Below are 24,079 nucleotides of genomic sequence, written 5' to 3' on the forward strand. Positions count from 1 at the left end.
CTGCCGGAGGCTGCGATCTTTTTGGAGCTGGCTGCGCTAATCTTCGTGGATTGCGCTTAGGGATATGGATCATGCAATGGATGTTCATGCTCATTGGCCTCGTACTGGGCTGGATACTCGACGAGTCGTTCAGCGATGCGTTGCTGGGTGCGTTGCTCGGGCTGGGTATCGGTCAAGCCGTTCACATCGGCAGGCTGGGATCGCAGGCCAGCGAGCAGCGCCGTCTGCTTGAACAGGCGCAGCTTGCACTGCGGGCGGTCGAGCAACGGCTGGCTGTGCTGGAGGCGCCTGAAGGCAGCGCTGCCGTTCCAGTTGCGGACATTGCGGTCCCCCCAATCTCCATCGAAACCCCGGAACTGATCTGGGAACTGCCGCCCGAACTGGAACCGGTCGCCGTAGAAGTTAACCAAACCAGGCAAGCGCAGCCCCTGGATGCGTGGAAACCAGCGCCAACCGAGCGTGAACGCGCCAATCCCCCTGAACCAAACCTCGTCGAGCGCGCCATCAACGCTGCGCGTGCCTGGCTATTAGGTGGCAACACCGTGCTGCGGGTCGGTGTGGTGCTGCTGTTCCTCGGCCTGGCCTTCCTGCTGCGCTACGCCACTGAGGGCATGGTGGTGCCGATCGAGTTGCGCTACGCCGGTGTCGCGGCGGTTGCATTGGGGCTGCTCGGCCTTGGCTGGTGGCTGCGGACGCGTAACAACGATTACGCCTTGATGCTGCAAGGCGCCGCAATTGCCGTGCTGTACCTGACGGTGTTTGCCGCGATGCGCTTGCATCCGTTGCTCGACCCCTCGGCGGCGTTTGGCCTGTTGGTGGCGGTGACGGTGTTTTCGGCGATCCTGGCCATTACCCAGGATGCACTGGGCCTGGCTGCCGCCGCCGCGCTGGGCGGATTCGCCGCGCCCCTGCTGGCCTCCACGGGGGCCGGCAGTCACGTCGCGCTGTTCAGTTACTTCGCCTTGCTCAACGCCGGCATCCTCGCGATCGCCTGGTTCAAGGCCTGGCGCTTGCTCAATGTCATCGGTTTCACCGGCACCTTCGGTATCGGGTTCGCCTGGGGCTTGCGCTCCTATACGCCAGAGTTGCTGTGGAGCACCGAGCCCTTCCTGATCCTGTTCTTCGCTATGTACCTGGTCATCGGCTTGTTGTACGCCCGACGTAAATTGCTGCAAATGGGTGACGCGCCCGAGGATGAAAGCCGTGAAGCGCTGTTGCGCTGGTCTGCGCGCAAGGGTGATTACGTCGACGGCACGCTGCTGTTCGGTCCGCCGTTGGTTGGCTTTGGATTGCAGTTCGCCCTGGTTCAGCATCTGGAGTTCGCTGCCGCGTTCAGCGCCCTGGCACTTGGCATGATCTACATGGGGCTGGCTCGTTTGCTGATGGGTGGACGCGCATTGCTGTTGGCGGAAACCTGCCTGGCGCTGGGTGTGATCTTCACCAGCCTGGCGATTCCCCTGGGGCTGGATGCGCGATGGACGAGCGCGGCATGGGCGGTGGAAGGCGCGGGGATTTTCTGGTTGGGCCTGCGCCAGCAACGTCCGTTCGCCCGAGCGTTTGCCTTGTTGTTGCAGGCGGGCGCGGCGCTGGTGTTTGTCGGTGAACTGCGCAGCGGCGAGAGTAGCCTGCTTGAGGGCACGCCGCTGGGGGCGTTGATGCTCGGCGGCGCATTGCTGTTCAGCTTCCATCAACTGCACAAGGCCTTGCCTGCGCAGATTTCCTCCTGGGAACGCCATGTCCCTCCGGTTCTGGCCGCTCTCGGTCTGACGTTCGTCTACTTGCTGGCGCCGATGTTCTTTTTCGCCCATGGCACGTCAATCAGTTGGGCATTGGCCGGGCTGCTGACGTTGTTCGTCGCTCTGCGCCTGCCCTCGGCCACATTCCTGCTGGGTGCATTGGTCGTTCAGTTGCTGGGTGCCGTGTTGTTCCTGATGGCCGAACCGCTGGCCAGCGAAGGCTTGCGGCCGTTGGCCCATGCCGGATTCTGGTCGCCGCTGATGCTGGGCCTGGTCGCGTTGATCGGGGCGTGGCGTTTGCACATCGGCGTTGCTGTCACGGTGATCAATCGCGTGAACCTGCAGCGCTTGTCCTGGGCATTGCTGGCGTGGGGCGCGGGGTGGTGGGCCCTGGCTTGGGTCAGTGAAGTGCTGCTGTTTGCCCCGTTGCCGCTGCAGGCCACGTTGATGCTGGCGGCCGCGGCAATCAGCGTGGCGCTCTGGGCCGTGTTGGCGCTGCGCCTGGCGTGGCCCGCGCTAGGCGTGCTCTGCACCTTGCTGATCCCGGCCGCCGGCCTGATATTGCTCGCCGCCTGGCATCCGCGATTTCATCCGGCGGCCAACGTCGGCTGGTTGCTGTGGGCCGTGGTGTTCGTCGTGCATTTCATGTCCCTGCGACGCTTGGCGCCCATGCTGCCGAGCGCTGCCTTGAGTAGTGCCCACGTACTCGGGTGCTGGCTGCTGATCGGTGTGCTGGCCCTTGAGCTACGTTTTGGCTTGCTGCTGTTGTCCGAGCAGTACAACGCCTGGCGCTGGCTGGGCTGGGCGCTACTGCCGAGCCTGTACCTGGTGCTGATGGCGGCACCGCGTGCCTGGCCTTGGCCGGTGTCGACCTACGCCAGCGAATACCGTGTGTATGCCGCCGCGCCTTTGGCTTTGTTGATGCTGGGCTGGTTCTGGCTGGCCAATATCGTCAGCGATGGCAAGGCTGAGCCCTTACCCTATGTACCGCTGGTCAACCCGCTGGATCTGGGCCTGCTGTTTGCCTTGTTTGGCGTCTACGCCTGGTCCCGCAGCGAGGCCGCGCAACTGGCGATCCGCAGGCGCTATGCCGCTGCTGTGCAACTGATAGTCGGTGTTTCGCTGTTCCTGTTCTTCACGACCCTGGTGATGCGCACGGCTCACCATTGGGGCGGCGTGCCGTTCGAGCTGGAGGCCTTACTCGAATCCATGCGGGTCCAGGCCGGCCTGTCCATCGTCTGGACGTTGATGGCACTGGCTTTGATGATTGGTGGCCATTTGCGTCACCGGCGTGAGGTCTGGTTGATCGGTGCGGCCCTGATCGGCGTGGTGGTGGCGAAACTGTTCTTCGTGGAATTGAGCAACCGTGGCGGGCTGGCGCGGATCGTGTCGTTTATCGGCGTTGGCGTGTTGCTGCTGGTAGTGGGCTATTTCGCCCCGTTGCCACCCAGGCGCGTCGAAACCGTGGCGGACCCCGAGAAACCGGCGCCGCAAACCCAAGGAGTGTCGTCTTGAGTCAGAAGCTGAACCTGGTCTGGTTGGGTATCGCTGCAATGGGCTTGGCACTGACTGTCTCTGCCCAGGAAACACGGGCCCAGGAAACACCGACGGACTTCGCCACGCAAGTGCCATTGACCGTGAGCGGTGAAGGTCCTTGGTATCGCCTTGAGCTGCCCCTGGCCGTGCAGTTGAGCGCACGGCAGACGGACCTCAGTGACGTGCGCGTGTTCAACGCCGCTGGCGAACCGCAAGCCTATGCCCTGTCACAGGCCAGTGCACAAGCTGACGACAACCGCACGCTGACTGACGTCAAATGGTTCCCGCTGTACGACTCGGCGGACGCCACCGAACATGCCCCGAACGTGCGGGTGCAAGCGAACGCCAATGGCACCCTGGTTCAGGTGCAGCCTTCCACTGAGCTGGAGGTGGGGGAGGAAGCGTTACGTGGCTGGCTGCTGGACGCCAGCGCCATCAAGGCGCCGTTGCAACAGCTGGTTCTCGACTGGACCAGTGAGCGTGATGGCTTCCAGCGGTTCAGCATCGAAGCCAGCGACGATTTGCAGCATTGGCAGTCCTGGGGCGAGGGGCAACTGGCGCGGTTGACGTTTGCCGATGAGCGGGTCGAGCAGCATGAGGTCGGCCTGCCGGGGCAATCGGCCCGCTATCTGCGCTTGCTGTGGGACACGCCGCAATCGGCACCGACACTGACATCGGCGCAGCTGCAAAGCGTGCGCAGCTTGCCGCTGCCGTTGGTCTGGTCCCATGCGTTGGATGGCAGTAGCGTGAAGGCAGGGGAATACAGCTGGCAGTTACCGAGGGTGCTGAACGTCGAGCGAGTACAGGTCGAGTTGAGTCAACCCAACAGCCTGGCGCCGGTCATCCTGTCTGGGCGCCGCGACAGCAGCTTGCCGTGGCAACCATTGAACAATGGCTTGCTCTATCGCCTGACCCAGAGTGGCGAGGATGTGGTGCAGAACCAATTGCAGTTGCCGGGGCATGCCGTGCAACAGTTAAAGCTGACCGTGGACGAGCGCGGCGGTGGCCTGGGCGCACAAGCGCCAACGCTGAAGTTTGCCGTGCGGGCGACGCAATTGGTGTTTCTGGCGCGGGGGGGCGGGCCTTACAGGTTGGCGCTGGGCAATGCGACGGTGAAGGCGGCGAGCTTGCCGTTGTCGACTCTGATTCCGGATTACAGCGCGGCCAAGCTGGCGATGTTAGGCCGGGCGTCGGTGGATGGCGAGGCGCCGATACCCCCGATGGTATCGACCGTGCCGGTATCGGTGGGCACCGACTGGAAGAAGGTTGGCCTGTGGGCAGTGTTACTGCTTGGCGTGTTGTTCCTGGCGGCAATGGCGTTCAGTCTGCTGCGCAAGCCGCCAGCCAACACCTGAAAATGGCTGGCGCTGCGCACCATTTTCGAGCAAGCCCGCTTCTACAAAACAAGTCCATTTCCTACTACGCTGAACCCCGCGCATGAACTCTCTTGAGCCGATCACGTCTGATAGGAGGAAATGCGCCCCGACTCGCGTTAAACTGCGCGGGTTTTTAGTCCCCCATTCCTCCGGAGCCTTCCATGTCCCGCGTTACCTTGAGTCGCTATTTGATTGAGCAGACCCGCAGCAACAACACTCCTGCCGATCTGCGCTTCCTGATCGAAGTGGTGGCGCGTGCCTGCAAGGAGATCAACCACGCCGTGTCCAAAGGCGCCCTCGGTGGCGTTCTGGGCAGCATGGGCACTGAAAACGTCCAGGGCGAAGTGCAGAAGAAGCTCGACGTGATCTCCAACGAGATCCTGCTCGAAGCCAACGAATGGGGCGGTCACCTGGCCGGCATGGCGTCCGAAGAAATGGACAATGCCTACCAGATCCCGGGCAAATACCCGAAAGGCGCGTACTTGTTGGTATTCGACCCGCTGGACGGTTCGTCGAACATCGACATCAACGCCCCGGTCGGCACCATCTTCTCGGTACTGCGTTGCCCGAACGAATACCTGAGCCAGAACGAGCCTTTGAATGAAAAGGCCTTCCTGCAGCCAGGTACCCAGCAAGTGGCCGCCGGTTACGCGATCTATGGTCCACAGACCATGCTGATCCTGACCCTGGGCCACGGCGTGAAAGGTTTCACCCTGGACCGTGAAATGGGCAGTTTCGTACTGACCCACGAAAACATCACCATTCCTGAAACCACCCAGGAATTCGCGATCAACGCGTCCAACCAGCGTCACTGGGAAGCACCGGTTCAGCGCTACGTTGGCGAGCTGCTGGCAGGCGATGAAGGCCCGCTGAAAAAGAACTACAACATGCGTTGGGTGGCCGCGATGGTCGCCGACGTGCATCGCATCCTGACCCGTGGTGGCTTGTTCATGTACCCACGCGACAGCCGCGAGCCATCGAAGCCGGGCAAACTGCGCCTGATGTACGAAGCCAACCCGATGTCGTTCCTGGTGGAGCAGGCGGGCGGCGCGTCCACCAATGGTCACCAGCGCATTCTCGACATCCAGCCTGAAGGGCTGCACCAGCGCGTAGCGGTGTTCCTGGGTTCCAAAGAAGAAGTCGCACGCGTGACGGCTTACCACAAGGAATAAACCATGAACGCGCCCTGGCAGCCGTTGCTTGATTGGTGGTTCGGTACAGCCGAAACAGCCAGGGCAATCGCGGCTGACAAGGGCAAGTTGTGGTTTGGCAAGCGTGACAGCCAGGACCTCGAGGCGCGCGAGCGTTTCGGGGACCAGGTCGAGCAGGCACTGGCCGGCGGATTGACCGAGTGGATGCAACGTCCCGAAGGTTGGCTGGCACTGGTACTGTTGCTCGATCAACTCCCGCGCATGATCTTTCGCGACACCCCCAAAGCCTTCTCCGGTGATCTGCGGGCCCAGAAACTGGTCGCCCAAGGCATTGCCGCGGATTTTGATCGGCAGTTATCACCGATTCAGCAAGTGTTTATCCTCCTGGTGTTCGAACACAGCGAGAACCTCGCGGTGCAGAACGAAGGCGTCTCGCGCTACATCGATCTGGTGGCGCAACAACCGGAGAGTGATCGGGCATTGTTTGCCGATTACCTGGATTTTGCCGAGCGGCATCAGAAAGTGATCGCGCAGTTTGGACGGTTTCCGCATCGCAATGCGGTGTTGGGGCGAGAGAGTACGGCTGAGGAATTGGCGTTTCTTTCCACGCCAGGGTCACGCTTCTAAACACGCACCTATGGATTGCCTTGAAGCAGTCGCTTCATCAGTAACGTTGGAAGGCTTTTTCGCGTATCGGCAATGATATGGACGAAGACTGTCTGTTCACGAACCTCATAAATGACTCTGTTCATTCCTGAGAGGATTTGTCGATACTGGCTGAGATTCAGCTTCTCGATTTCTTCCGGTACCGACCCTGAATAGGGTTGCTCCGCCAAATGGCGGATGGCAGCCTTAAGGTTGGAATAAGTGCTTTGCCAGGTCTGGCTTGAGAAATTTTTGATGAGATAAGTACGAAGTTCTTTTAAGTCTGTTTCGGCGGACTGAAGAATGACGACCTTCAAACTCATTGCTGGTCAGCCCTATCTAGGTCAGAGAAAACATCCTCGGCATCGCGAAACTTGCCTTCCTCAATCTCACGATTGCCCATCGCCAGAAGTTTCAAAAGGGCCATTGTGTCTTCTTGCTCTTCAAAACTTTTCACATCCATGACCACAAGCTTCGCTTCACCGTTTTGGGTGATCACCAATGGCTCGCGGCTTTCTGTGAGTGTTTTGACGATTTCGGCGGTATGACTTTTCAAATAGCTGATTGGCTTGATTTGAGATGAAAGCTTCATGGCGTGGCCCCCGTCGGAATGAGTAGGACCGAGTTTAGTCTTAATTCAGTCTTGTGTCAGTGGGGGCTGACCGGTGATTCATCAGCGTTACCGATGCCGTCTTCGCGGGCAAGCCCGCTCCCACAGGATTATCTGTCGGCCACAAAATCTGTGTCCGCCAGAGATAACTGTGGGAGCGAGCCTGCTCGCGATGAGGTCGGTGAGAGCGCCTTAGATCCGGAAACTTCCGACCAACTGCTTCAACCGCGCCGCCTGCTGTTCAAGATCAGCGCACGCACGCAAGGTCGACTGCAGGTTCTCCACACCCTCCTGGTTCAACGTGTTGATCTCGGTGATGTCGACGTTGATCGATTCCACCACGGCCGTCTGTTCTTCCGTCGCCGTCGCCACGGACTGGTTCATGCCGTCGATCTCGCCGATGCGCTGGGTCACGCTGCCCAGGCGCTCGCCGGCCTGGTTGGCGATGCCAACGCTGCTTTCGCTCTGGCGCTGGCTGTCGGTCATGATGGTTACCGCTTCCCGGGCGCCGACTTGCAGTTCCTCGATCATCTTCTGCACTTGCTGCGCCGAGTCCTGGGTGCGGTGGGCGAGGTTGCGCACTTCGTCGGCGACCACCGCAAAACCACGTCCGGCTTCACCGGCGCGCGCGGCTTCGATCGCCGCGTTGAGCGCCAGCAGGTTGGTCTGTTGTGAGATGCTGGTGATCACTTCCAGAATCTGCCCGATGTTGACGGTGTTGCTGTTGAGCGTCTCGATGTTGCCGCACGAGTCGCTGATCTTTGCCGACAGCTGGTGCATCGCCGAGATGGTTTTATCCACAACCTGCTGGCCCTCTTCGGCCAGCGCGCGCGCATCGCTCGAATGCTGTGAGGCGAGGGCGGCGTTCTGGGCGATTTCCTGGGCGGCGGCGCCGAGCTGGTTGATCGCGGCGGCCACACTGCTGGTGCGCGAGGCTTGCTGGTCGGAGTTGAACATCGACGAATTGGACGCGGCGACCACGCGCAGCGCCACTTCGTTGACCTGGCCCGTGGCCGAGGACACTTCGCTGATCGAGGTGTGGATGCGTTCGACGAAACGGTTGAACGACAGCCCCAGTGCGCCAAATTCGTCATGGCCGTGGATGGTCAGGCGTTTGGTCAGGTCGCCTTCGCCTTCGGCGATGTCGTGCATGGCGCGGCCCATGGTCAGCAACGGCTGCATCAGGACGCTGATCAGCATGCCCAGCAACGTGATGATGATCACCACTGCAATTACCATGGCGATGATCGCCGAGGTGCGGAATTCGCTCAGCATCGAGAACGCGGTGTCCTGGTCGAGCACCAGCGCCACGTACCAATCCGCTGACGGCACGCCGTTGACATGGGTGAAGGAAATGAACTGGCTTTTGCCATCGATCTCCACTTCTTTCATGCCCGGGCTGACTTTCGGCGCACCATTGGGGTAAGCGTCGGTGAGATTTTTGAGCACCCATTTGCTGTCCGGGTGAATCAGGATCTTGCCGTCGGCGCCCACGATGAAGGCATGACCGTGGCCGCCGAAGTTCAGCGAGTTGATGATCGCACTGACGCTGGACAGGTCGATGTCGGCGCCAGCAACACCAATCATCTGGCCCTGGCGCTGAACAGGCGTTGCCACCGTGATCACCAGCTTGCCGGAAGACGCGGCGATGTACGGTTCAGTGACGATGATCTGCTGTGCGTTGTTGGCAGCCTTGTACCAGCCGCGGGCGCGCGGGTCGTAGTCTGCCGCGCGATTGCCCGCCGGGACCGAGAACATCACGCCATCGGCGCCACCGAAGTAACTCAGCTGGAAATTGCCGGTGTAGGCGGGCAGGTCGATGATGCGTTTCAGGCTGGCAGGGGCATTGCCGTCGGCGCTGACCTGCTGGGCCATGGATTGCAGCAACTGCATGCGGCTTTCCAGCCAGGTCTGGATGTTGCTGGTGGTCAGGCTGCCAAGTTCCTGCATCGAGGCTTCGGTGCTGCTGCGCAAGGTCTGGCGCTGGCGATAGTCGTTGAACAGGATGAAACAAGCGAATGCGACAGCCACCACGAGGGCGGCAGCCAACAAGATCTTGTGGCTGAATTTCATGTTTCTGGTCATTGGATGGGCTACCGCAGGAGATCTGGTCGACAAAAGGGGGGCAAATGTCACGGGCGTGGCTTTGCGTTGCCTGTATGTCGACTGGACGGCGCCAAAGATTAGGCGCTTCATGCAAAAAACGACGAAATACTCGGTAGCAGGACGAAGTGCTTGAAAATTCGCGCAAAGGCAGACGAGCGGCCTGATAAATAGCCCATCGGGAAGGGAACCAGACTGGGGTTTTCTCTTCTAAGGTTCAGCTTGGCAGTCATGCCAATACCCTCGTCCGTGGAGTTTCACATGTCGCTGCGATCCATCGCCCTGCTGTCGTTTTGCGTGTTGTTGGCTGCGTGCAGCAAGGTCAATCAGGAAAACTACTCCAAGCTGGAGTCAGGAATGGCCAAGGCCGAGGTTGAAACCCTGTTGGGTAAACCCGCTGATTGCTCAGGCGCGCTCGGCATGTCCAGTTGCACATGGGGCGACAAGAACAGCTTTATCAGCGTGCAGTTCGCCGGTGACAAAGTGTTGATGTTTTCCGGCCAAGGCCTGAAGTAAACCGGGGCCACAGGCCCACGGGAGAAAAACAATGAAGCGGTTATTGATCTTGCTTTTTGCCGGCCTGGTATTGGCCGGTTGTGCCAGTTCTGGCCAGGACCCGTTGGCGCCCAAAACCGCCAACAGTGTCAATCTCAAGCGCTATCAAGGTACCTGGTACGAGTTGGCGCGAATGCCGATGTACTTCCAGCGCGACTGCGCGCAATCCGAAGCCCACTACACGCTCAAGCCTGACGGTAACGTCGCGGTGTTGAATCGCTGCCTGACGGCACAGTGGCAATGGGAAGAGGTCAAAGGCACGGCGTATCCACAAGTGCCAGGCAAGAGCGACAAACTGTGGGTCGAATTCGATACCTGGTTTTCAAGGTTGATACCGGGCGTGGCGAAGGGCGAATACTGGGTGTTGTACGTCAGCGATGACTACAAGACTGCTATCGTGGGCGACCCGAGTCGTCGTTACCTGTGGTTGCTGGCGCGTACCCCGACCGTCAACGGCGTAGTGCGTGAAGAATTGCTGAGCAAGGCGCGTCAGCAGGGTTATGACACCACGCGGCTGATCTGGCGGGCAACGGATACGCAGATGGCGAAGACCTCGGACTGAGGTTTTAGATGATCGTTCCCACGCAGAGCGTGGGAACGATTAGTAGCAGGGTTTTGGTCAGCCCAGTAGTTCGCGCAGGACCTGAGTGAAGGCGCGATTGCTTTCCTCTTCCCCGGCATGCCGCCCGTCACGCACCACCCACTGGCCATTGACCAGCACATCACGCACCTGACGATCGCCACCGGCAAACAACCACCGATTCAGAATCCCGTCACCACTGGCGGTCGCCAGGTACGGATCGTTGCCATCCAGCACCAGCCAATCCGCGCGCTTACCCACTTCCAGCGCGCCAATCGGCTGACCCAGCGCTTGTGCGCCGCCATCCAGTGCTGCGTCATACAGCGTGCGGCCGACCATCGGCTGGTCCGCGCCGTACAACCGGTTACGACGCTGATCGCGCAAGCGTTGTCCGTATTCCAGCCAACGCAGTTCTTCCACCACGCTCAACGACACATGGCTGTCGGAACCGATGCCCATGCGCCCGCCCTGGGCGAGAAAATCCACTGCCGGGAAAATCCCGTCGCCCAGGTTGGCTTCGGTGGTCAGGCACAGGCCGGCGATGGCGCGACTCTTGGCCATCAGCGTGACTTCTTCCGGGTTGGCGTGGGTGGCGTGGACCAGGCACCAGCGCTGATCGACCTCGGTATTTTCATACAGCCATTGCAGCGGACGACGGCCGCTCCAGCTCAGGCAGTCGTCGACTTCCTTCTGCTGTTCGGCGATGTGAATGTGCACCGGGCATTGCTTGTCGCTGGCCGCCAGCACTTCGCTGATCTGTTGTGGTGTGACCGCGCGCAATGAGTGGAAACACAAACCCAGGGACTGGGCCTTCTCCTGGGCCAGCAGGGGTTGCAGGCGTGATTGCAGCTTCAGGTAATTCTCGGTGCTGTTGATGAAGCGGCGCTGGCCGTCGTTCGGGCTCTGGCCACCGAAACCGGAATGACTGTAGAGCACCGGCAGCAAGGTCAGGCCAATACCGGCTTCGCTGGCGGCCTGGCTGATGCGCAGGGCCAGTTCAGCCGGGTCGGCATAAGGCTGGCCGTTGTGGTCATGGTGCACATAATGAAATTCCGCGACCGAGGTGTAGCCGGCCTTGAGCATTTCGATGTACAGCTGGCGAGCGATGACGCCGAGTTGTTCCGGGCTGATTTTTCCGACGAGGCGATACATCAGGTCGCGCCAGGTCCAGAAACTGTCATTGGGATTGCCTGCCACTTCCGCCAGCCCGGCCATGGCCCGCTGGAAGGCGTGGGAGTGCAGGTTCGGCATGCCTGGCAGCAGCGGACCGCTCAACCGTTCGGCGTCATCTGCATGGGAATCGGCCTGGATATGGGTCAGGACGCCATCGGCGCTGACCTCAAGACGTACATTGTTGGCCCATCCGTTAGGCAGCAGCGCGCGTTCGGCAAAGAAGGCGGACATGGTTCAGCACCCCATCGTGTGTTATTTGTATATACATATACAGACGTTTGCCTGCCCGGTAAACTCCGGCAAGCTAGCGACATCAATCAAACGACCAAGGATTAACCGTGCCGACTCCGCCTCCAGTCTCTCCGTTGGCCGCGAACATGGGCGACAGTCCGGCGCCCTTGTACGCCCGCGTCAAACAAATGATCACCCAGCAAATCGACAGCGGTAACTGGCCGCCGCACTACCGCGTTCCGTCGGAAAGCGAGCTGGTCAGCCAGCTGGGTTTCAGCCGGATGACCATCAACCGCGCCTTGCGCGAGATGACCGCCGACGGTCTGTTGGTGCGCATGCAAGGTGTTGGCACTTTCGTCGCCGAGCCGAAAAGCCAGTCCGCCCTGTTCGAAGTGCACAACATCGCCGATGAAATTGCCTCCCGTGGCCATCGCCACACCTGCAAGGTGATCACCCTTGAAGAAGAGGCCGCCGGCTCCGAACGCGCCCTGGCGCTGGACATGCGCGAAGGCCAGAAAGTGTTCCACTCGCTGATCGTGCATTTCGAAAACGACATTCCGGTGCAAATCGAAGACCGTTTCGTCAACGCGTTGGTGGCGCCCGACTACCTCAAGCAGGACTTCACCCTGCAAACGCCGTACGCCTATCTGAACCAGGTCGCGCCGCTGACCGAAGGCGAGCACGTGGTCGAGGCGATTCTGGCCGAGCCGTCCGAATGCAAGTTGCTGCAGATTGAAAAAGGCGAGCCGTGCCTGCTGATCCGTCGCCGCACCTGGTCGGGGCGTCAGCCGGTAACCGCCGCTCGCTTGATCCACCCCGGTTCCCGTCATCGTCTGGAAGGTCGGTTCCACAAATGAATGAGCTGAAAGTTTTACGCGCCAAAGATTACCCGCGCATGCCGTGGAAAAACGGCGGCGGCAGCACCGAAGAGATCACCCGCGACGCCGGCACTGGCCTGGATGGTTTCGGCTGGCGCCTGTCGATTGCCGATATCGGCGAGTCGGGTGGTTTTTCCACCTTCGCCGGTTACGAGCGGATCATTACCGTACTGCAGGGCGACGGCATGACCTTGGCGGTCGACGGTCAGGTCACGCGGCCGTTGTTACCCATCGATCCGTTTGCCTTCAGCGGCGAGAGCCAGGTGTCCTGCACCTTGCTGGGTGGACCGATCCGCGATTTCAACCTGATTTATGCGCCGCAGCGTTACAGCGCGCGGTTGCAATGGTTGAGCGGCGAGCAGCGGTTTTTCAGTGAGGCTGGGATTGTTCTGGTGTTCAGCGTGAGCGATGCGCTGGAAGTGAAGGTCGGTAACAGTGCTTCGCAGCTTGGTCGTCATGATTGTTTGCAACTTGTCGGTAACACCGGACTGCTGGAAGTTTCCAGCAACGACGCCTGCTGCGTGATCGAGCTGTCCGCACGCTGACCAGTCTTGTTGAAATCGTCGTCTTGCAGCTTGCTCATTAACGCCGTATGCGCGCTGTTGTTTTGGTCGGTAAAGTATCCGGCAGGTCAAACCCTCGACGATAGGCAACGACACGGCGCACGGTAGTGGTTTGCATAAGCTGTCTGGCAAGATCCGATTCGATGGCAGCGCGAGCTAGCCCTTGGGAAGCATGCATCACGTTACTCACAACATCTCTGGCAACGGGTGCGATAGCTCTGGCTAGTACAGTACTTCCTGCTAAAAAAGCTGCTTGGGCAAGTGGACGAGCAATTCGATCTGTAATCAATGATGCGTAGGGGCTAAAGGAAATTCCGGCAGCTACACCTGAAGTGAACGCCGATGCAGTGGCAATGTTATCCCAGCCACTGTGTAGGTTCTGTGCACGTGCTAGAAATGACCCGGCCAAGGATGTCCCCGTTCCTATCAAGGCTGTTGCCGTTGTGGTTAACGTTCTGAGAAGAGCTGCAATGAGGTGACCCGTTGGGTCCGAGTAGTTGACAGGATCTCCCAGGCAATACGTATACGGATTCAATCCACCTTCACTAAACGGGCTCAAATTGTCCGGGCTATTGAATCGCATCAGCGTCGGATTGTAAGCGCGGTAACCATTGCCCAACAGGTAATGCCCGGTTACTGGGTCACAGCGTTCACCATTGAATGCAAGTACGCTGCTCGCGTTGGTATTCGCTTGGTGATGGCCATATGGCGTATAGATCAATGGGAGTCGTTGATCCTCAAGTACAGAAATTATCGAACGCTGCTGATCTGCACCCAACAGGCTGGCGCCCGTGAGCGACGGAAGCTGCTGTTGTGCCAGCAGATAATTGCGATGCTGAAAAATTGTGCGATGCCCCAGGCCATGGATTTCTGTGGCTAACCTGTTGCCCAAATAGAACCGTTGAGCTGCCGTACGCGTCGCAGGAGTGCATTCGACCAACTGATCCAGTGGGTCATAGCGATATCGGCATAAGATAGTTTTTGATTCGAACGTAGAAATCATGGCTTTTAAAGCCTCGAAAAAAACAATGATTCGAGGTGGCAGCCTAAAGCAATCGGTCAGGGTTGCTAACTATCAGAACTGCTAGTAGCCAGTTTCCGCCACGGGTCAGAAGAAAACGGACGTTCCCTTTTGCGCACCAATTTCTTCCAGGGTTGTTACCTAAGGCCCCAGCGTGGCGCAAAACCACGCTCAAGTAACAGCACACCCACTCTTCAAAAAATCCCCTCGAAAAATTTCATCTCCGCCAGAACCCTTGATCCATGCGTTCTCCAGCCGTTTCAGAATTTTTCTTGAATGCTCATCCAACAAGTTGGCCGCTTGATTGCATATGCTTGTATGTACAAGTAAAGACGTATGCGTATGAGTCGATCGAGACTCCCCGCAACGTCCACTGATTCGCTTGGGGCGCGTTGATGCGCACAGGCTGGCTTACCCACCGCCAGGGTTGGTTTGGATTGATCGCTGAGGAGTCTTTTTCGTGACTGACAATAAAACTACCAAGTTTCGTGACGTTGAAATCCGCGCTGCCCGCGGTAACAAGCTGACCGCCAAGAGCTGGCTGACCGAAGCGCCGCTGCGCATGCTGATGAACAACCTCGACCCGGAAGTCGCCGAGAACCCTAAGGAACTGGTGGTTTACGGTGGCATCGGTCGTGCGGCACGTAACTGGGAATGCTACGACAAGATCGTCGAGAGCCTAACCAATCTGAACGACGACGAGACCCTGCTGGTGCAATCCGGCAAACCGGTCGGCGTGTTCAAGACTCACGCCAATGCCCCGCGCGTGCTGATCGCCAACTCCAACCTGGTGCCAAAATGGGCCAGCTGGGAACACTTCAACGAACTCGACGCCAAAGGCCTGGCCATGTACGGCCAGATGACCGCCGGCAGCTGGATCTACATCGGCAGCCAGGGCATCGTCCAGGGCACCTACGAAACCTTCGTCGAAGCCGGTCGCCAGCACTACAACGATGACCTCAAAGGTCGTTGGGTCCTGACCGCAGGCCTCGGTGGCATGGGCGGCGCTCAACCTCTGGCTGCAACCCTGGCCGGCGCTTGCTCGCTGAACATCGAATGCCAGCAGGTCAGCATCGATTTCCGTTTGAACAGCCGCTACGTCGACGAGCAAGCCAAAGACCTCGACGACGCTCTGGCTCGCATCGCCAAATACACCAAGGAAGGCAAAGCGATTTCCATCGCCCTGCTGGGTAACGCCGCTGAAATCCTGCCGGAACTGGTCCGTCGCGGTGTGCGTCCGGACATGGTCACCGACCAGACCAGCGCCCACGACCCACTGAACGGCTACCTGCCAGCGGGCTGGACCTGGGAAGAGTACCGCGCTCGCGCCAAGACCGAGCCTGCTGCCGTGGTCAAAGCCGCCAAGCAATCGATGGCCGTGCACGTTAAAGCGATGCTGGATTTCCAGAAAATGGGCATCCCGACTTTCGACTACGGCAACAACATCCGCCAGATGGCCCAGGAAGAAGGCGTGGAAAACGCATTCGACTTCCCAGGCTTCGTACCGGCCTACATCCGTCCGTTGTTCTGCCGTGGCATCGGCCCGTTCCGTTGGGCTGCGCTGTCGGGTAACGCCGAAGACATCTACAAGACCGACGCCAAGGTAAAAGAGCTGATCCCGGACGACGCCCACCTGCACAACTGGCTGGACATGGCGCGCGAGCGCATCAGCTTCCAGGGTCTGCCGGCGCGTATCTGCTGGGTTGGTCTGGGCCTGCGCGCCAAGCTGGGCCTGGCGTTCAACGAAATGGTACGCAGCGGTGAGCTGTCCGCGCCAATCGTGATCGGTCGCGACCACCTGGACTCCGGCTCGGTATCGAGTCCGAACCGCGAAACCGAGTCGATGCAGGACGGCTCCGACGCCGTGTCCGACTGGCCACTGCTCAACGCCCTGCTCAACACCGCAAGCGGCGCGACCTGGGTGTCCCTGCACCACGGCGGCGGCGTCGGCATGGGCTTCTCCCAGCACTCGGGCATGGTGATTGTCTGCGACGGTACCGATGAAGCGGCCGAGCGTATCGCGCGCGTGCTGCACAACGACCCGGCGACCGGCGTCATGCGTCACGCTGATGCGGGTTACCAGATCGCGATCGACTGCGCCAAGGAACAAGGGCTGAACCTGCCGATGATCACTGGCAAGTAATGCTTGCCCTGTAGGAGCGAGGCTTGCCCGCGAACCGCGGTGTGTCAGAAATGACGCCTTCGCGAGCAAGCTTCGCTCCTACAGGGGATCACACCAACCCAGAATAACAATCCACAGAGGTTGAACCATGGCTGTCAGCAACGAACGTGCAGGCAACAAACCGTTGATCGAGAAACGCTCGATCGACTACATCCCGGAAGCGGAAAGACACGGTCGTCTGTTTAGCCAGTTCACCCTGTGGATGGGTGCCAACCTGCAAATCACCGCGATTGTCACCGGGGCCCTGGCCGTGGTGTTGGGCGGTGACGTGTTCTGGTCGTTGATCGGTCTGTTGATCGGTCAACTGATCGGCGGCGGCGTCATGGCGCTGCATGCGGCGCAAGGGCCGAAGCTTGGCCTGCCGCAGATGATCTCCAGCCGGGTACAGTTTGGCGTTTATGGCGCGGCCATCCCGATCGTGCTGGTCTGCCTGATGTACCTGGGCTTCACCGCAACGGGCACCGTGCTGTCCGGACAGGCACTGGGCCAGTTGTTTGGCGTCAGTGACACCGTCGGTATCCTCATCTTCGCCAGTGTCATCGTGCTGGTCACGGTGCTCGGTTATCGGGTGATCCACTGGATTGGCCGGGTTGCCAGCGTCATTGGTGTGATTGCCTTCGTTTACCTGTTCAGCCGTCTGATGAGTCAGACTGACGTTGGCGCACTGCTGGAAATCCGCCACTTCAGCTGGAGCAGCTTCCTGCTTGCGGTGTCGCTCGCGGCGTCCTGGCAGATCGCCTTCGGCCCTTACGTGGCTGACTATTCACGCTACCTGCCGAGCAAGACTTCCTCGGTGAAAACCTTTTTCGCCGCTGGCGCAGGTTCGGTGATTGGCGCACAGGTGGCGATGATGCTCGGCGTGCTTGCCGCTGCCTCGGCCAACGGACAATTCGCCGGCCACGAAGTGGCCTACATCGTTGGTTTGGGCGGTACCGGTGCCACCGCTGCGCTGCTGTATTTCAGCATTGCGTTCGGCAAGGTCACCATCTCCACGCTCAACTCCTACGGCAGCTTCATGTGCATTGCGACCATCATCAGCGGTTTCCGTGGTGACCTGAAGGTAACGCACTTACAGCGTCTGGTGTTCGTGCTGGTCATCGTCGGTGCTGCGACGCTGATGGCGTTGCTTGGTCAGCACTCGTTCCTCGGCGCGTTCAAGTCTTTCATCCTGTTCCTGCTGGCGTTCTTTACTCCTTGGAGTGCGATCAACCTGGTGGACTACTACTGCATCACCCGCGAGCGCTATGACGTACCGGCGCTGGCTGATCCGAACGGTCGCTACGGCCGTTGGAACACCCTCGGTATCAGCGTCTATGTTTTCGGTGTGCTGGTGCAGCTGCCGTTCATCGCCACCAAGTTCTATACCGGTCCGCTGGTGAATGCCCTGGGTGGTGTGGATATTTCCTGGATCATCGGTCTGGTGATTCCCGCAGCCCTGTATTACGTGTGTGCGAAAAAATGGCACGGAGCAGTACCTGATCACCTGATTCTGCCGGTCGAGCAGGACAGCGTTGTACAACCTAAAACAAGCGGGGCCGGTCGCGCTGCGGCGCAGGCCTGATTGGACGTGGACAGGGCTGGATGCCTCTTGACTGCCGTAAGCCAATTCATGATTAGGAGCGTCACTACAATGAAATCGAACAAGACCCTGCTGACCACATTGCTTTCCATGGGCCTGCTGGCCAGTGCCGGCGCCACTCAGGCGGCGGGTTGGTGCGAGTCGGGCAAACCGGTGAAATTCGCTGGCCTGAACTGGGAAAGCGCCATGCTGCTGACCGACGTGATGCAAGTCGTGTTGGAAAAAGGTTACGACTGCAAGACCGACAGCCTGCCGGGCAACTCCATCACCATGGAAAACGCCCTGAGCAGCAACGATATCCAGGTGTTCGCCGAAGAGTGGGTCGGCCGCAGCGAGGTCTGGAACAAGGCCGAGAAGGCCGGCAAGGTCGTCGGTGTCGGCGCTCCGGTCGTCGGCGCCATCGAAGGCTGGTACGTGCCGCGTTACGTGATCGAAGGCGATGCCAAGCGTAAGCTGGAACCCAAGGCCCCGGACCTGAAAAACATCGCTGACCTGGGTAAATACTCTGCCGTGTTCAAGGACGCCGAAGAGCCATCCAAAGGGCGGTTCTACAACTGCCCGGCCGGCTGGACCTGTGAGCTGGACAACAGTGAAATGCTGAAAAGCTACGGTCTGGAAAGCACCTACACCAACTTCCGCCCAGGCACCGGCCCGGCGCTGGATGCCGCCGTGCTGTCGAGCTACAAGCGTGGCGAGCCGATCCTGTTCTACTACTGGTCGCCAACGCCGTTGATGGGCCAGGTCGACGTCGTGAAACTCGAAGAAAAACCCGGCGTGAACAAGACCGTGACCATCAAGGTCGGCCTGTCCAAGACTTTCCACGAAGAGGCGCCGGAACTGGTGGCCGTACTGGATAAGGTCAACATTCCAATCGACCTGCTGAACCAGAACCTGGGCCGCATGACCAAAGAGCGGATCGAGTCGCCAAAACTGGCCAAGATCTTCTTGAAGGAACATCCTGAAGTCTGGCACGCCTGGGTAAGTGAAGACGCAGCCAAGAAAATCGACGCGGCCTTGTAGGTTGGGCTTCTCCGGCTGTCGGCAGCGGCAGTCGGATGCTTGATCGCAACCCCTTGATTGAGAGTCTCTTATGTTTCCCGAAAGCTTTACCTTTTCCATCGCCGACTGGGTCAACGGTTGGGTCGATTCGCTGGTCACCAACTACGGCGATGTGTTCCGCAGCATCTCCGACACCCTGTTGTGGGCCATCGTCAATCTTGAAGGGCTGCTGCGTGCGGCCCCCTGGTGGCTGATGCTGGCGATCGTGGCGGGCGTTGCCTGGCACGCGACCCGCAAAGTGGTGACCACAGCGGTCATCGTCGGCTTGCTGTTCCTGGTGGGCGCGGTCGGCCTCTGGGACAAGCTGATGCAGACCCTGGCGCTGATGATGGTGGCCACGGTCATTTCGGTGCTGATCGGCATCCCGTTGGGCATCCTCTCGGCGCGCAGCAATCGCCTGCGTTCGGTGCTGATGCCGTTGCTGGACATCATGCAGACCATGCCGAGCTTCGTGTACCTGATCCCGGTGCTGATGCTGTTCGGCCTGGGCAAGGTCCCGGCGATTTTCGCCACCGTGATCTACGCCGCGCCACCGCTGATCCGCCTGACCGACCTGGGTATTCGCCAGGTTGACGGCGAAGTGATGGAAGCCATCAACGCCTTCGGTGCCAACCGTTGGCAGCAACTGTTCGGTGTGCAATTGCCGCTGGCCCTGCCAAGCATCATGGCCGGGATCAACCAGACCACCATGATGGCCCTGTCGATGGTGGTGATCGCCTCGATGATCGGTGCCCGTGGCCTGGGTGAAGACGTGCTGGTGGGGATTCAGACCCTCAACGTCGGACGCGGCCTGGAAGCCGGCCTGGCGATCGTGATTCTGGCAGTGGTGATCGACCGCATTACACAGGCGTATGGTCGCGCACGGCATGAGGTGAGCAAATGAACAACGCAACCGTGAGCAAGATCGAAGTCAAGAACGTCTTCAAGATTTTCGGCAACCGCGCCAAGGATGCCCTGGCGATGGTTGGCCAGGGCAAGACCAAGGATCAGGTGCTGTCCGAAACCGGCTGCGTGGTCGGTGTGAACGATTTGTCCCTGAGCATCGGCAGCGGCGAGATCTTCGTGATCATGGGCCTTTCCGGTTCCGGCAAATCCACCCTGGTGCGCCACTTCAATCGCCTGATCGACCCGACCAGCGGCGCGATCCTGGTGGATGGCGTGGACATCCTGCAATACGACATGGAAGCCCTGCGCGAATTTCGCCGGCGCAAGATCAGCATGGTGTTCCAGAGCTTTGGCCTGCTGCCGCACAAGAGCGTGCTGGACAACGTCGCCTACGGCTTGAAAATCCGTGGCGAGAGCAAGCAGATGTGTGCTGAACGCGCGCTGCACTGGATCAACACCGTGGGCCTCAAGGGCTACGAAAACAAATACCCGCACCAGCTCTCCGGCGGCATGCGCCAGCGTGTAGGTCTGGCCCGGGCGTTGGCGGCTGATACCGACATCATTCTGATGGACGAAGCCTTCAGTGCCCTCGACCCGTTGATCCGTGCCGAGATGCAGGACCAGTTGCTGGAACTGCAAAAGACCCTGCACAAGACCATCGTCTTCATCACCCACGACCTCGACGAGGCCGTGCGCATCGGCAACCGCATCGCGATCCTCAAGGACGGCCGCCTGATCCAGGTCGGCACGCCACGAGAGATCCTGCATTCGCCGGCGGATGAGTATGTCGACCGGTTCGTGCAGCGGCGGGCGGCGGTAGTTTAAAGATTTGCAGTGATTGGGCGGGCCCCTTCGCGGGCAAGCCTCGCTCCTACAGGGTTTACCGCACACCTGTAGGAGCGAGGCTTGCCCGCGAAGGCGGCGGTTGAGCTGCATCAATATTCAGGTTGTACGCACGAGGTTGAAGATGTCCCAGGCTGAAAAAATCGTTATCGCCAATGCCCCGTTGCGTTGGCAGGATGTGGTTGCCGTAGCCCGCCATGGCGCACAGCTTGAGCTGTCGGCGCAGGCCTGGGCACGCATTGAAAATGCGCAAGCGATCGTCCAGCGCATCGTCGCCAGCGGCGAACGCGCCTATGGCGTGAACACCGGCCTGGGCGCCTTGTGCAACGTGTCGCTCAAAGACGAACAACTGAGCCAACTCTCGCGTAATACCCTGCTCAGCCACGCCTGTGGCGTTGGCGCACCATTGGCCGACGAGCAGACCCGCGCAATCATGTGTGCGGCGATCCTCAACTTCACCCAAGGCAAATCCGGCGTGCATCGCCGGGTGGTTGAAGCCTTGCTGGCGCTGCTCAATCGCGGCATCACCCCGCAAGTGCCGTCCCAGGGTTCGGTCGGTTACCTGACCCACATGGCCCACATCAGCATCGCCCTGCTGGGTGTCGGCAATGTCAGCTATCGCGGGCAAGTCGTGTCGGCGCAACAGGCGCTGGCCGAAGAAGGCCTGCAACCGGTTCAGCTCGGTGCCAAGGACGGTCTGTGCCTGGTCAATGGCACGCCGTGCATGAGCGGCCTCAGCTGCCTGGCCATTGCCGACGCCACGCGCCTGCTGCAATGGGCCGACGTGATCAGCGCCATGAGCTTCGAGGCCCAGCGTGGGCAGATCGCTGCGTTCGATGCCGAGATCATCGCGCTCAAGCCGCATCCGGGTATGCAGCAAGTCGGGATCAACCTGCGCGCGCTGCTTGATGGCAGTGAAGTAATTGCGCAGAGCAAAGGCATTCGTACGCAGGATGCATTGAGCATCCGCTCGATTCCACAGGTGCACGGCGCCGCTCGCGATCAGCTCGATCACGCGATCAAGCAAGTCGAAACCGAACTGAACGGCTGCACCGATAACCCGTTGCTGTTGGGTACGCCGGACAACTTCCGGGTCATGTCCCAGGCCAACCCTCACGGGCAATCGGTGGCGCTGGCGGCGGACCTGCTGGCCATCGCCATGGCGGAAATCGGCTCCATCGCCGAGCGTCGCCTGGACCGTTTGATCAACCCGCACGTCAGCGGTCTGCCGGCATTCCTGGTGGCCAATCCGGGGGTGAACTCCGGGATGATGATCGTGCAATACGTCGCCGCTTCGCTGTGCGCGGAAAATCGCCAACTGGCGCAACCGGCAGTGCTCGATAACTACGTGACTTCGGGCTTGCAGGAAGACCACCTGAGCATGGGCACCAACGCCGCGCTGAAGCTGCATCGCGCGCTGGAAAACTGCACGCAGATTCTCGCCATCGAGTACCTGCTGGCGGCCCAGGCCTTTGAATTTCTCAAAGAGCAGCGCTTCGGCGCCGGTACCGATGCGGCATGGCGTCTATTGCGTGAGCGCGTCCCGGCCTACGATCAGGACCGCTGGCTGGCGCCGGACATCGCCGCCGCCGCCAGCGTTTTGAAAGACCCGGCTTTGTTGCAAAAGGCGTTACCGAATCTGAACTGATTTCCCTACAAAACCAGCGTGCCAAGGCGCCAGCCCTCTTACAAAAGGGGGAAGCGACGGACAACGGATATCTCCGGAGCGTCTGGTAGTTAATAACAAACTCTCAAAAGGAGCATGAAATGACTGCGCTTAATTTGATTCCTGGCCAACTGACCCTTGCCCAGCTGCGTGATGTTTATCAGCAACCGGTCAAAATCACCCTCGACCACAGCGCCGCGGCCCAGATCGAAGCCAGCGTTGCCTGCGTGGAGCAGATCCTCGCCGAAAACCGCACCGCCTACGGCATCAACACCGGATTCGGCCTGCTGGCCTCGACCCGCATCGCCAGCGAAGACCTGGAAAACCTGCAGCGCTCACTGGTGCTGTCCCACGCCGCCGGTGTCGGCGAGCCGATCAGCGACGCGTTGGTGCGCCTGGTCATGGTGCTCAAGGTCAACAGCCTCAGCCGTGGTTTCTCCGGCATCCGTCGTGTGGTGATCGACGCGCTCATCGCTTTGATCAATGCCGAGGTCTACCCGCACATTCCGCTCAAAGGTTCGGTCGGTGCGTCCGGCGACCTGGCACCGTTGGCGCACATGTCGCTGGTGCTGCTGGGCGAAGGCAAGGCGCGCTACAAAGGCGAGTGGATGGAAGCGACCGAAGCGCTGAAAGTCGCCGGCCTGACCCCGCTGACCCTGGCCGCGAAAGAAGGCCTGGCGCTGCTCAACGGCACGCAAGTTTCCACCGCGTTTGCCCTGCGTGGCCTGTTTGAAGGCGAAGACCTGTTCGCTGGCGCCCTGGCCCTGGGTGGCCTGACCGTCGAAGCCGTGCTGGGTTCGCGTTCGCCATTCGATGCACGTATCCATGCCGCCCGTGGCCAGAAAGGCCAGATCGATGCCGCTGCCGCTTATCGCGATCTACTGGGCGAGCGCAGTGAAGTCTCCGATTCTCACCAGAACTGCGAAAAGGTCCAGGACCCGTACTCCCTGCGCTGCCAGCCGCAAGTCATGGGCGCCTGCCTGACCCAGTTCCGCCAGGCTGCCGAAGTGCTGGCGATCGAAGCCAACGCCGTCTCCGACAACCCGCTGGTGTTCGCCGCCGAAGGTGACGTGATTTCCGGCGGTAACTTCCACGCCGAGCCGGTGGCCATGGCCGCTGACAACATGGCCTTGGCCATTGCTGAAATCGGCTCCCTGAGCGAGCGTCGCATTTCGCTGATGATGGACAAGCACATGTCGCAGCTGCCGCCGTTCCTGGTGGCCAATGGCGGTGTGAACTCCGGCTTCATGATCGCCCAGGTGACCGCCGCGGCGCTGGCCAGCGAGAACAAGGCGCTGTCCCATCCGCATTCGGTGGACAGCCTGCCGACGTCCGCCAACCAGGAAGACCACGTGTCCATGGCCCCGGCAGCGGGCAAGCGTCTGTGGGAAATGGCCGAGAACACCCGTGGCATCCTCGCTGTGGAATGGCTGGCCGCCGCTCAGGGCCTGGACCTGCGCAATGGCCTGAAGACTTCGCCGAAGCTGGAAAAGGCTCGCGCCATCCTGCGTAAGGAAGTGCCGTTCTATGAGAAGGATCGCTTCTTTGCACCGGACATCAATGCGGCGACCGAGCTGTTGGCTTCGCGTTGCTTGAACGAGCTGGTTTCGGCGAAGTTGCTGCCTAGCCTGTGATGGACTCATCGCCAGCAGGCTGGCTCCCACAGTTGTAATGCGTACCTCTGTGGGAGCCAGCCTGCTGGCGATT

At 60.1% G+C, this 24,079-nt stretch carries 20 protein-coding genes and 1 pseudogene; 15 read left to right on the forward strand and 6 right to left on the reverse strand.

Features of this window, described 5'->3' with window-relative positions; translation table 11 throughout:
- Positions 1-71: 71 nt before the first annotated feature.
- From OH720_RS01520 to OH720_RS01535, 4 genes are all read left to right on the forward strand, one after another.
- Positions 72-3,251 (forward strand): DUF2339 domain-containing protein, encoded by a 3,180-nt coding sequence (locus OH720_RS01520; protein ID WP_272604292.1) that lies wholly within the window; start codon positions 72-74, stop codon positions 3,249-3,251.
- Positions 3,248-4,627, forward strand: coding sequence for a DUF3999 domain-containing protein (locus OH720_RS01525; protein ID WP_272604293.1), 1,380 nt, complete (start codon positions 3,248-3,250; stop codon positions 4,625-4,627). Before OH720_RS01520 ends, OH720_RS01525 begins: the two co-directional genes overlap by 4 nt.
- A gap of 182 nt (positions 4,628-4,809) precedes the next feature.
- Positions 4,810-5,820, forward strand: coding sequence for a class 1 fructose-bisphosphatase (locus OH720_RS01530; RefSeq protein WP_180203879.1), 1,011 nt, complete (start codon positions 4,810-4,812; stop codon positions 5,818-5,820).
- Positions 5,821-5,823: 3 nt separating this feature from the next.
- Entirely contained in the window at positions 5,824-6,426 is a 603-nt protein-coding gene (locus OH720_RS01535; RefSeq protein ID WP_272604294.1) for a DUF924 family protein, read from the forward strand.
- A gap of 8 nt (positions 6,427-6,434) precedes the next feature.
- Here OH720_RS01535 and OH720_RS01540 read toward each other — a convergent pair whose 3' ends face one another.
- The 4 genes and pseudogenes from OH720_RS01540 to OH720_RS31735 form a co-directional block, all read right to left on the reverse strand.
- The gene (locus tag OH720_RS01540) at positions 6,435-6,767 is read right to left on the reverse strand and encodes a type II toxin-antitoxin system RelE/ParE family toxin (protein ID WP_272604295.1); all 333 of its coding nucleotides are present in this window, start codon (positions 6,765-6,767) and stop codon (positions 6,435-6,437) included.
- The gene (locus OH720_RS01545; RefSeq protein ID WP_272604296.1) at positions 6,764-7,036 is read right to left on the reverse strand and encodes a type II toxin-antitoxin system Phd/YefM family antitoxin; all 273 of its coding nucleotides are present in this window, start codon (positions 7,034-7,036) and stop codon (positions 6,764-6,766) included. The genes OH720_RS01540 and OH720_RS01545 overlap by 4 nt, the downstream gene beginning before the upstream one ends.
- Before the next feature lie 210 nt (positions 7,037-7,246).
- Positions 7,247-8,011 carry a methyl-accepting chemotaxis protein gene (locus OH720_RS31730; protein WP_370628229.1) on the reverse strand — a complete coding sequence of 255 codons (765 nt, stop codon included), beginning with the start codon at positions 8,009-8,011 and terminating at the stop codon, positions 7,247-7,249.
- Between the two features lie 141 nt (positions 8,012-8,152).
- A pseudogene (locus OH720_RS31735) lies at positions 8,153-9,250 on the reverse strand (cache domain-containing protein); the annotation flags it as partial.
- A gap of 168 nt (positions 9,251-9,418) precedes the next feature.
- Between OH720_RS31735 and OH720_RS01555 the strand changes: the two are divergent.
- Positions 9,419-9,673, forward strand: a complete 255-nt coding sequence (locus OH720_RS01555; RefSeq protein WP_272604298.1) for a hypothetical protein — start codon at positions 9,419-9,421, stop codon at positions 9,671-9,673.
- A 31-nt stretch (positions 9,674-9,704) separates the two neighbouring features.
- Positions 9,705-10,274, forward strand: a complete 570-nt coding sequence (locus OH720_RS01560) for a lipocalin family protein (protein ID WP_272604299.1) — start codon at positions 9,705-9,707, stop codon at positions 10,272-10,274.
- Between the two features lie 57 nt (positions 10,275-10,331).
- Here the strand turns inward: OH720_RS01560 and OH720_RS01565 are convergent, their stop codons facing one another.
- On the reverse strand, positions 10,332-11,696 hold the full coding sequence (locus OH720_RS01565; protein WP_272604300.1) for a formimidoylglutamate deiminase: 1,365 nt from the start codon (positions 11,694-11,696) through the stop codon (positions 10,332-10,334).
- Between the two features lie 146 nt (positions 11,697-11,842).
- Between OH720_RS01565 and hutC the strand changes: the two genes are divergently transcribed.
- Positions 11,843-12,553 (forward strand): histidine utilization repressor, encoded by a 711-nt coding sequence (hutC, locus tag OH720_RS01570; protein WP_162135916.1) that lies wholly within the window; start codon positions 11,843-11,845, stop codon positions 12,551-12,553.
- Complete coding sequence (locus OH720_RS01575; protein WP_272604301.1) at positions 12,550-13,119, forward strand: HutD/Ves family protein; 570 nt, start codon at positions 12,550-12,552, stop codon at positions 13,117-13,119. Before hutC ends, OH720_RS01575 begins: the two co-directional genes overlap by 4 nt.
- Before the next feature lie 37 nt (positions 13,120-13,156).
- Here OH720_RS01575 and OH720_RS01580 read toward each other — a convergent pair whose 3' ends face one another.
- Positions 13,157-14,140: an RHS repeat-associated core domain-containing protein gene (locus OH720_RS01580; protein WP_272604302.1), complete on the reverse strand. Its 984-nt coding sequence runs from the start codon at positions 14,138-14,140 to the stop codon at positions 13,157-13,159.
- Positions 14,141-14,618: 478 nt separating this feature from the next.
- Between OH720_RS01580 and hutU the strand changes: the two genes are divergently transcribed.
- From hutU to hutH (OH720_RS01615), 7 genes are all read left to right on the forward strand, one after another.
- Complete coding sequence (hutU, locus tag OH720_RS01585; RefSeq protein WP_272604303.1) at positions 14,619-16,301, forward strand: urocanate hydratase; 1,683 nt, start codon at positions 14,619-14,621, stop codon at positions 16,299-16,301.
- A gap of 127 nt (positions 16,302-16,428) precedes the next feature.
- On the forward strand, positions 16,429-17,901 hold the full coding sequence (locus OH720_RS01590) for a purine-cytosine permease family protein (RefSeq protein ID WP_272604304.1): 1,473 nt from the start codon (positions 16,429-16,431) through the stop codon (positions 17,899-17,901).
- Positions 17,902-17,970: 69 nt separating this feature from the next.
- The gene (locus tag OH720_RS01595) at positions 17,971-18,939 is read left to right on the forward strand and encodes an ABC transporter substrate-binding protein (RefSeq protein WP_008058059.1); all 969 of its coding nucleotides are present in this window, start codon (positions 17,971-17,973) and stop codon (positions 18,937-18,939) included.
- 70 nt (positions 18,940-19,009) lie between these two features.
- Complete coding sequence (locus OH720_RS01600) at positions 19,010-19,861, forward strand: ABC transporter permease (RefSeq protein ID WP_008058061.1); 852 nt, start codon at positions 19,010-19,012, stop codon at positions 19,859-19,861.
- Entirely contained in the window at positions 19,858-20,688 is an 831-nt protein-coding gene (locus OH720_RS01605; RefSeq protein ID WP_008058063.1) for a quaternary amine ABC transporter ATP-binding protein, read from the forward strand. Before OH720_RS01600 ends, OH720_RS01605 begins: the two co-directional genes overlap by 4 nt.
- 142 nt (positions 20,689-20,830) lie before the next feature.
- Positions 20,831-22,354, forward strand: a complete 1,524-nt coding sequence (gene hutH / locus OH720_RS01610; protein ID WP_272604305.1) for a histidine ammonia-lyase — start codon at positions 20,831-20,833, stop codon at positions 22,352-22,354.
- A gap of 119 nt (positions 22,355-22,473) precedes the next feature.
- A complete protein-coding gene (gene hutH, locus OH720_RS01615; protein ID WP_272604306.1) occupies positions 22,474-24,006 on the forward strand; it encodes a histidine ammonia-lyase in 1,533 nt (510 codons plus the stop codon).
- The last annotated feature ends 73 nt before the right edge of the window (positions 24,007-24,079 follow it).

The organism is Pseudomonas sp. WJP1 (genome assembly GCF_028471945.1).
Taxonomy (GTDB): domain Bacteria; phylum Pseudomonadota; class Gammaproteobacteria; order Pseudomonadales; family Pseudomonadaceae; genus Aquipseudomonas.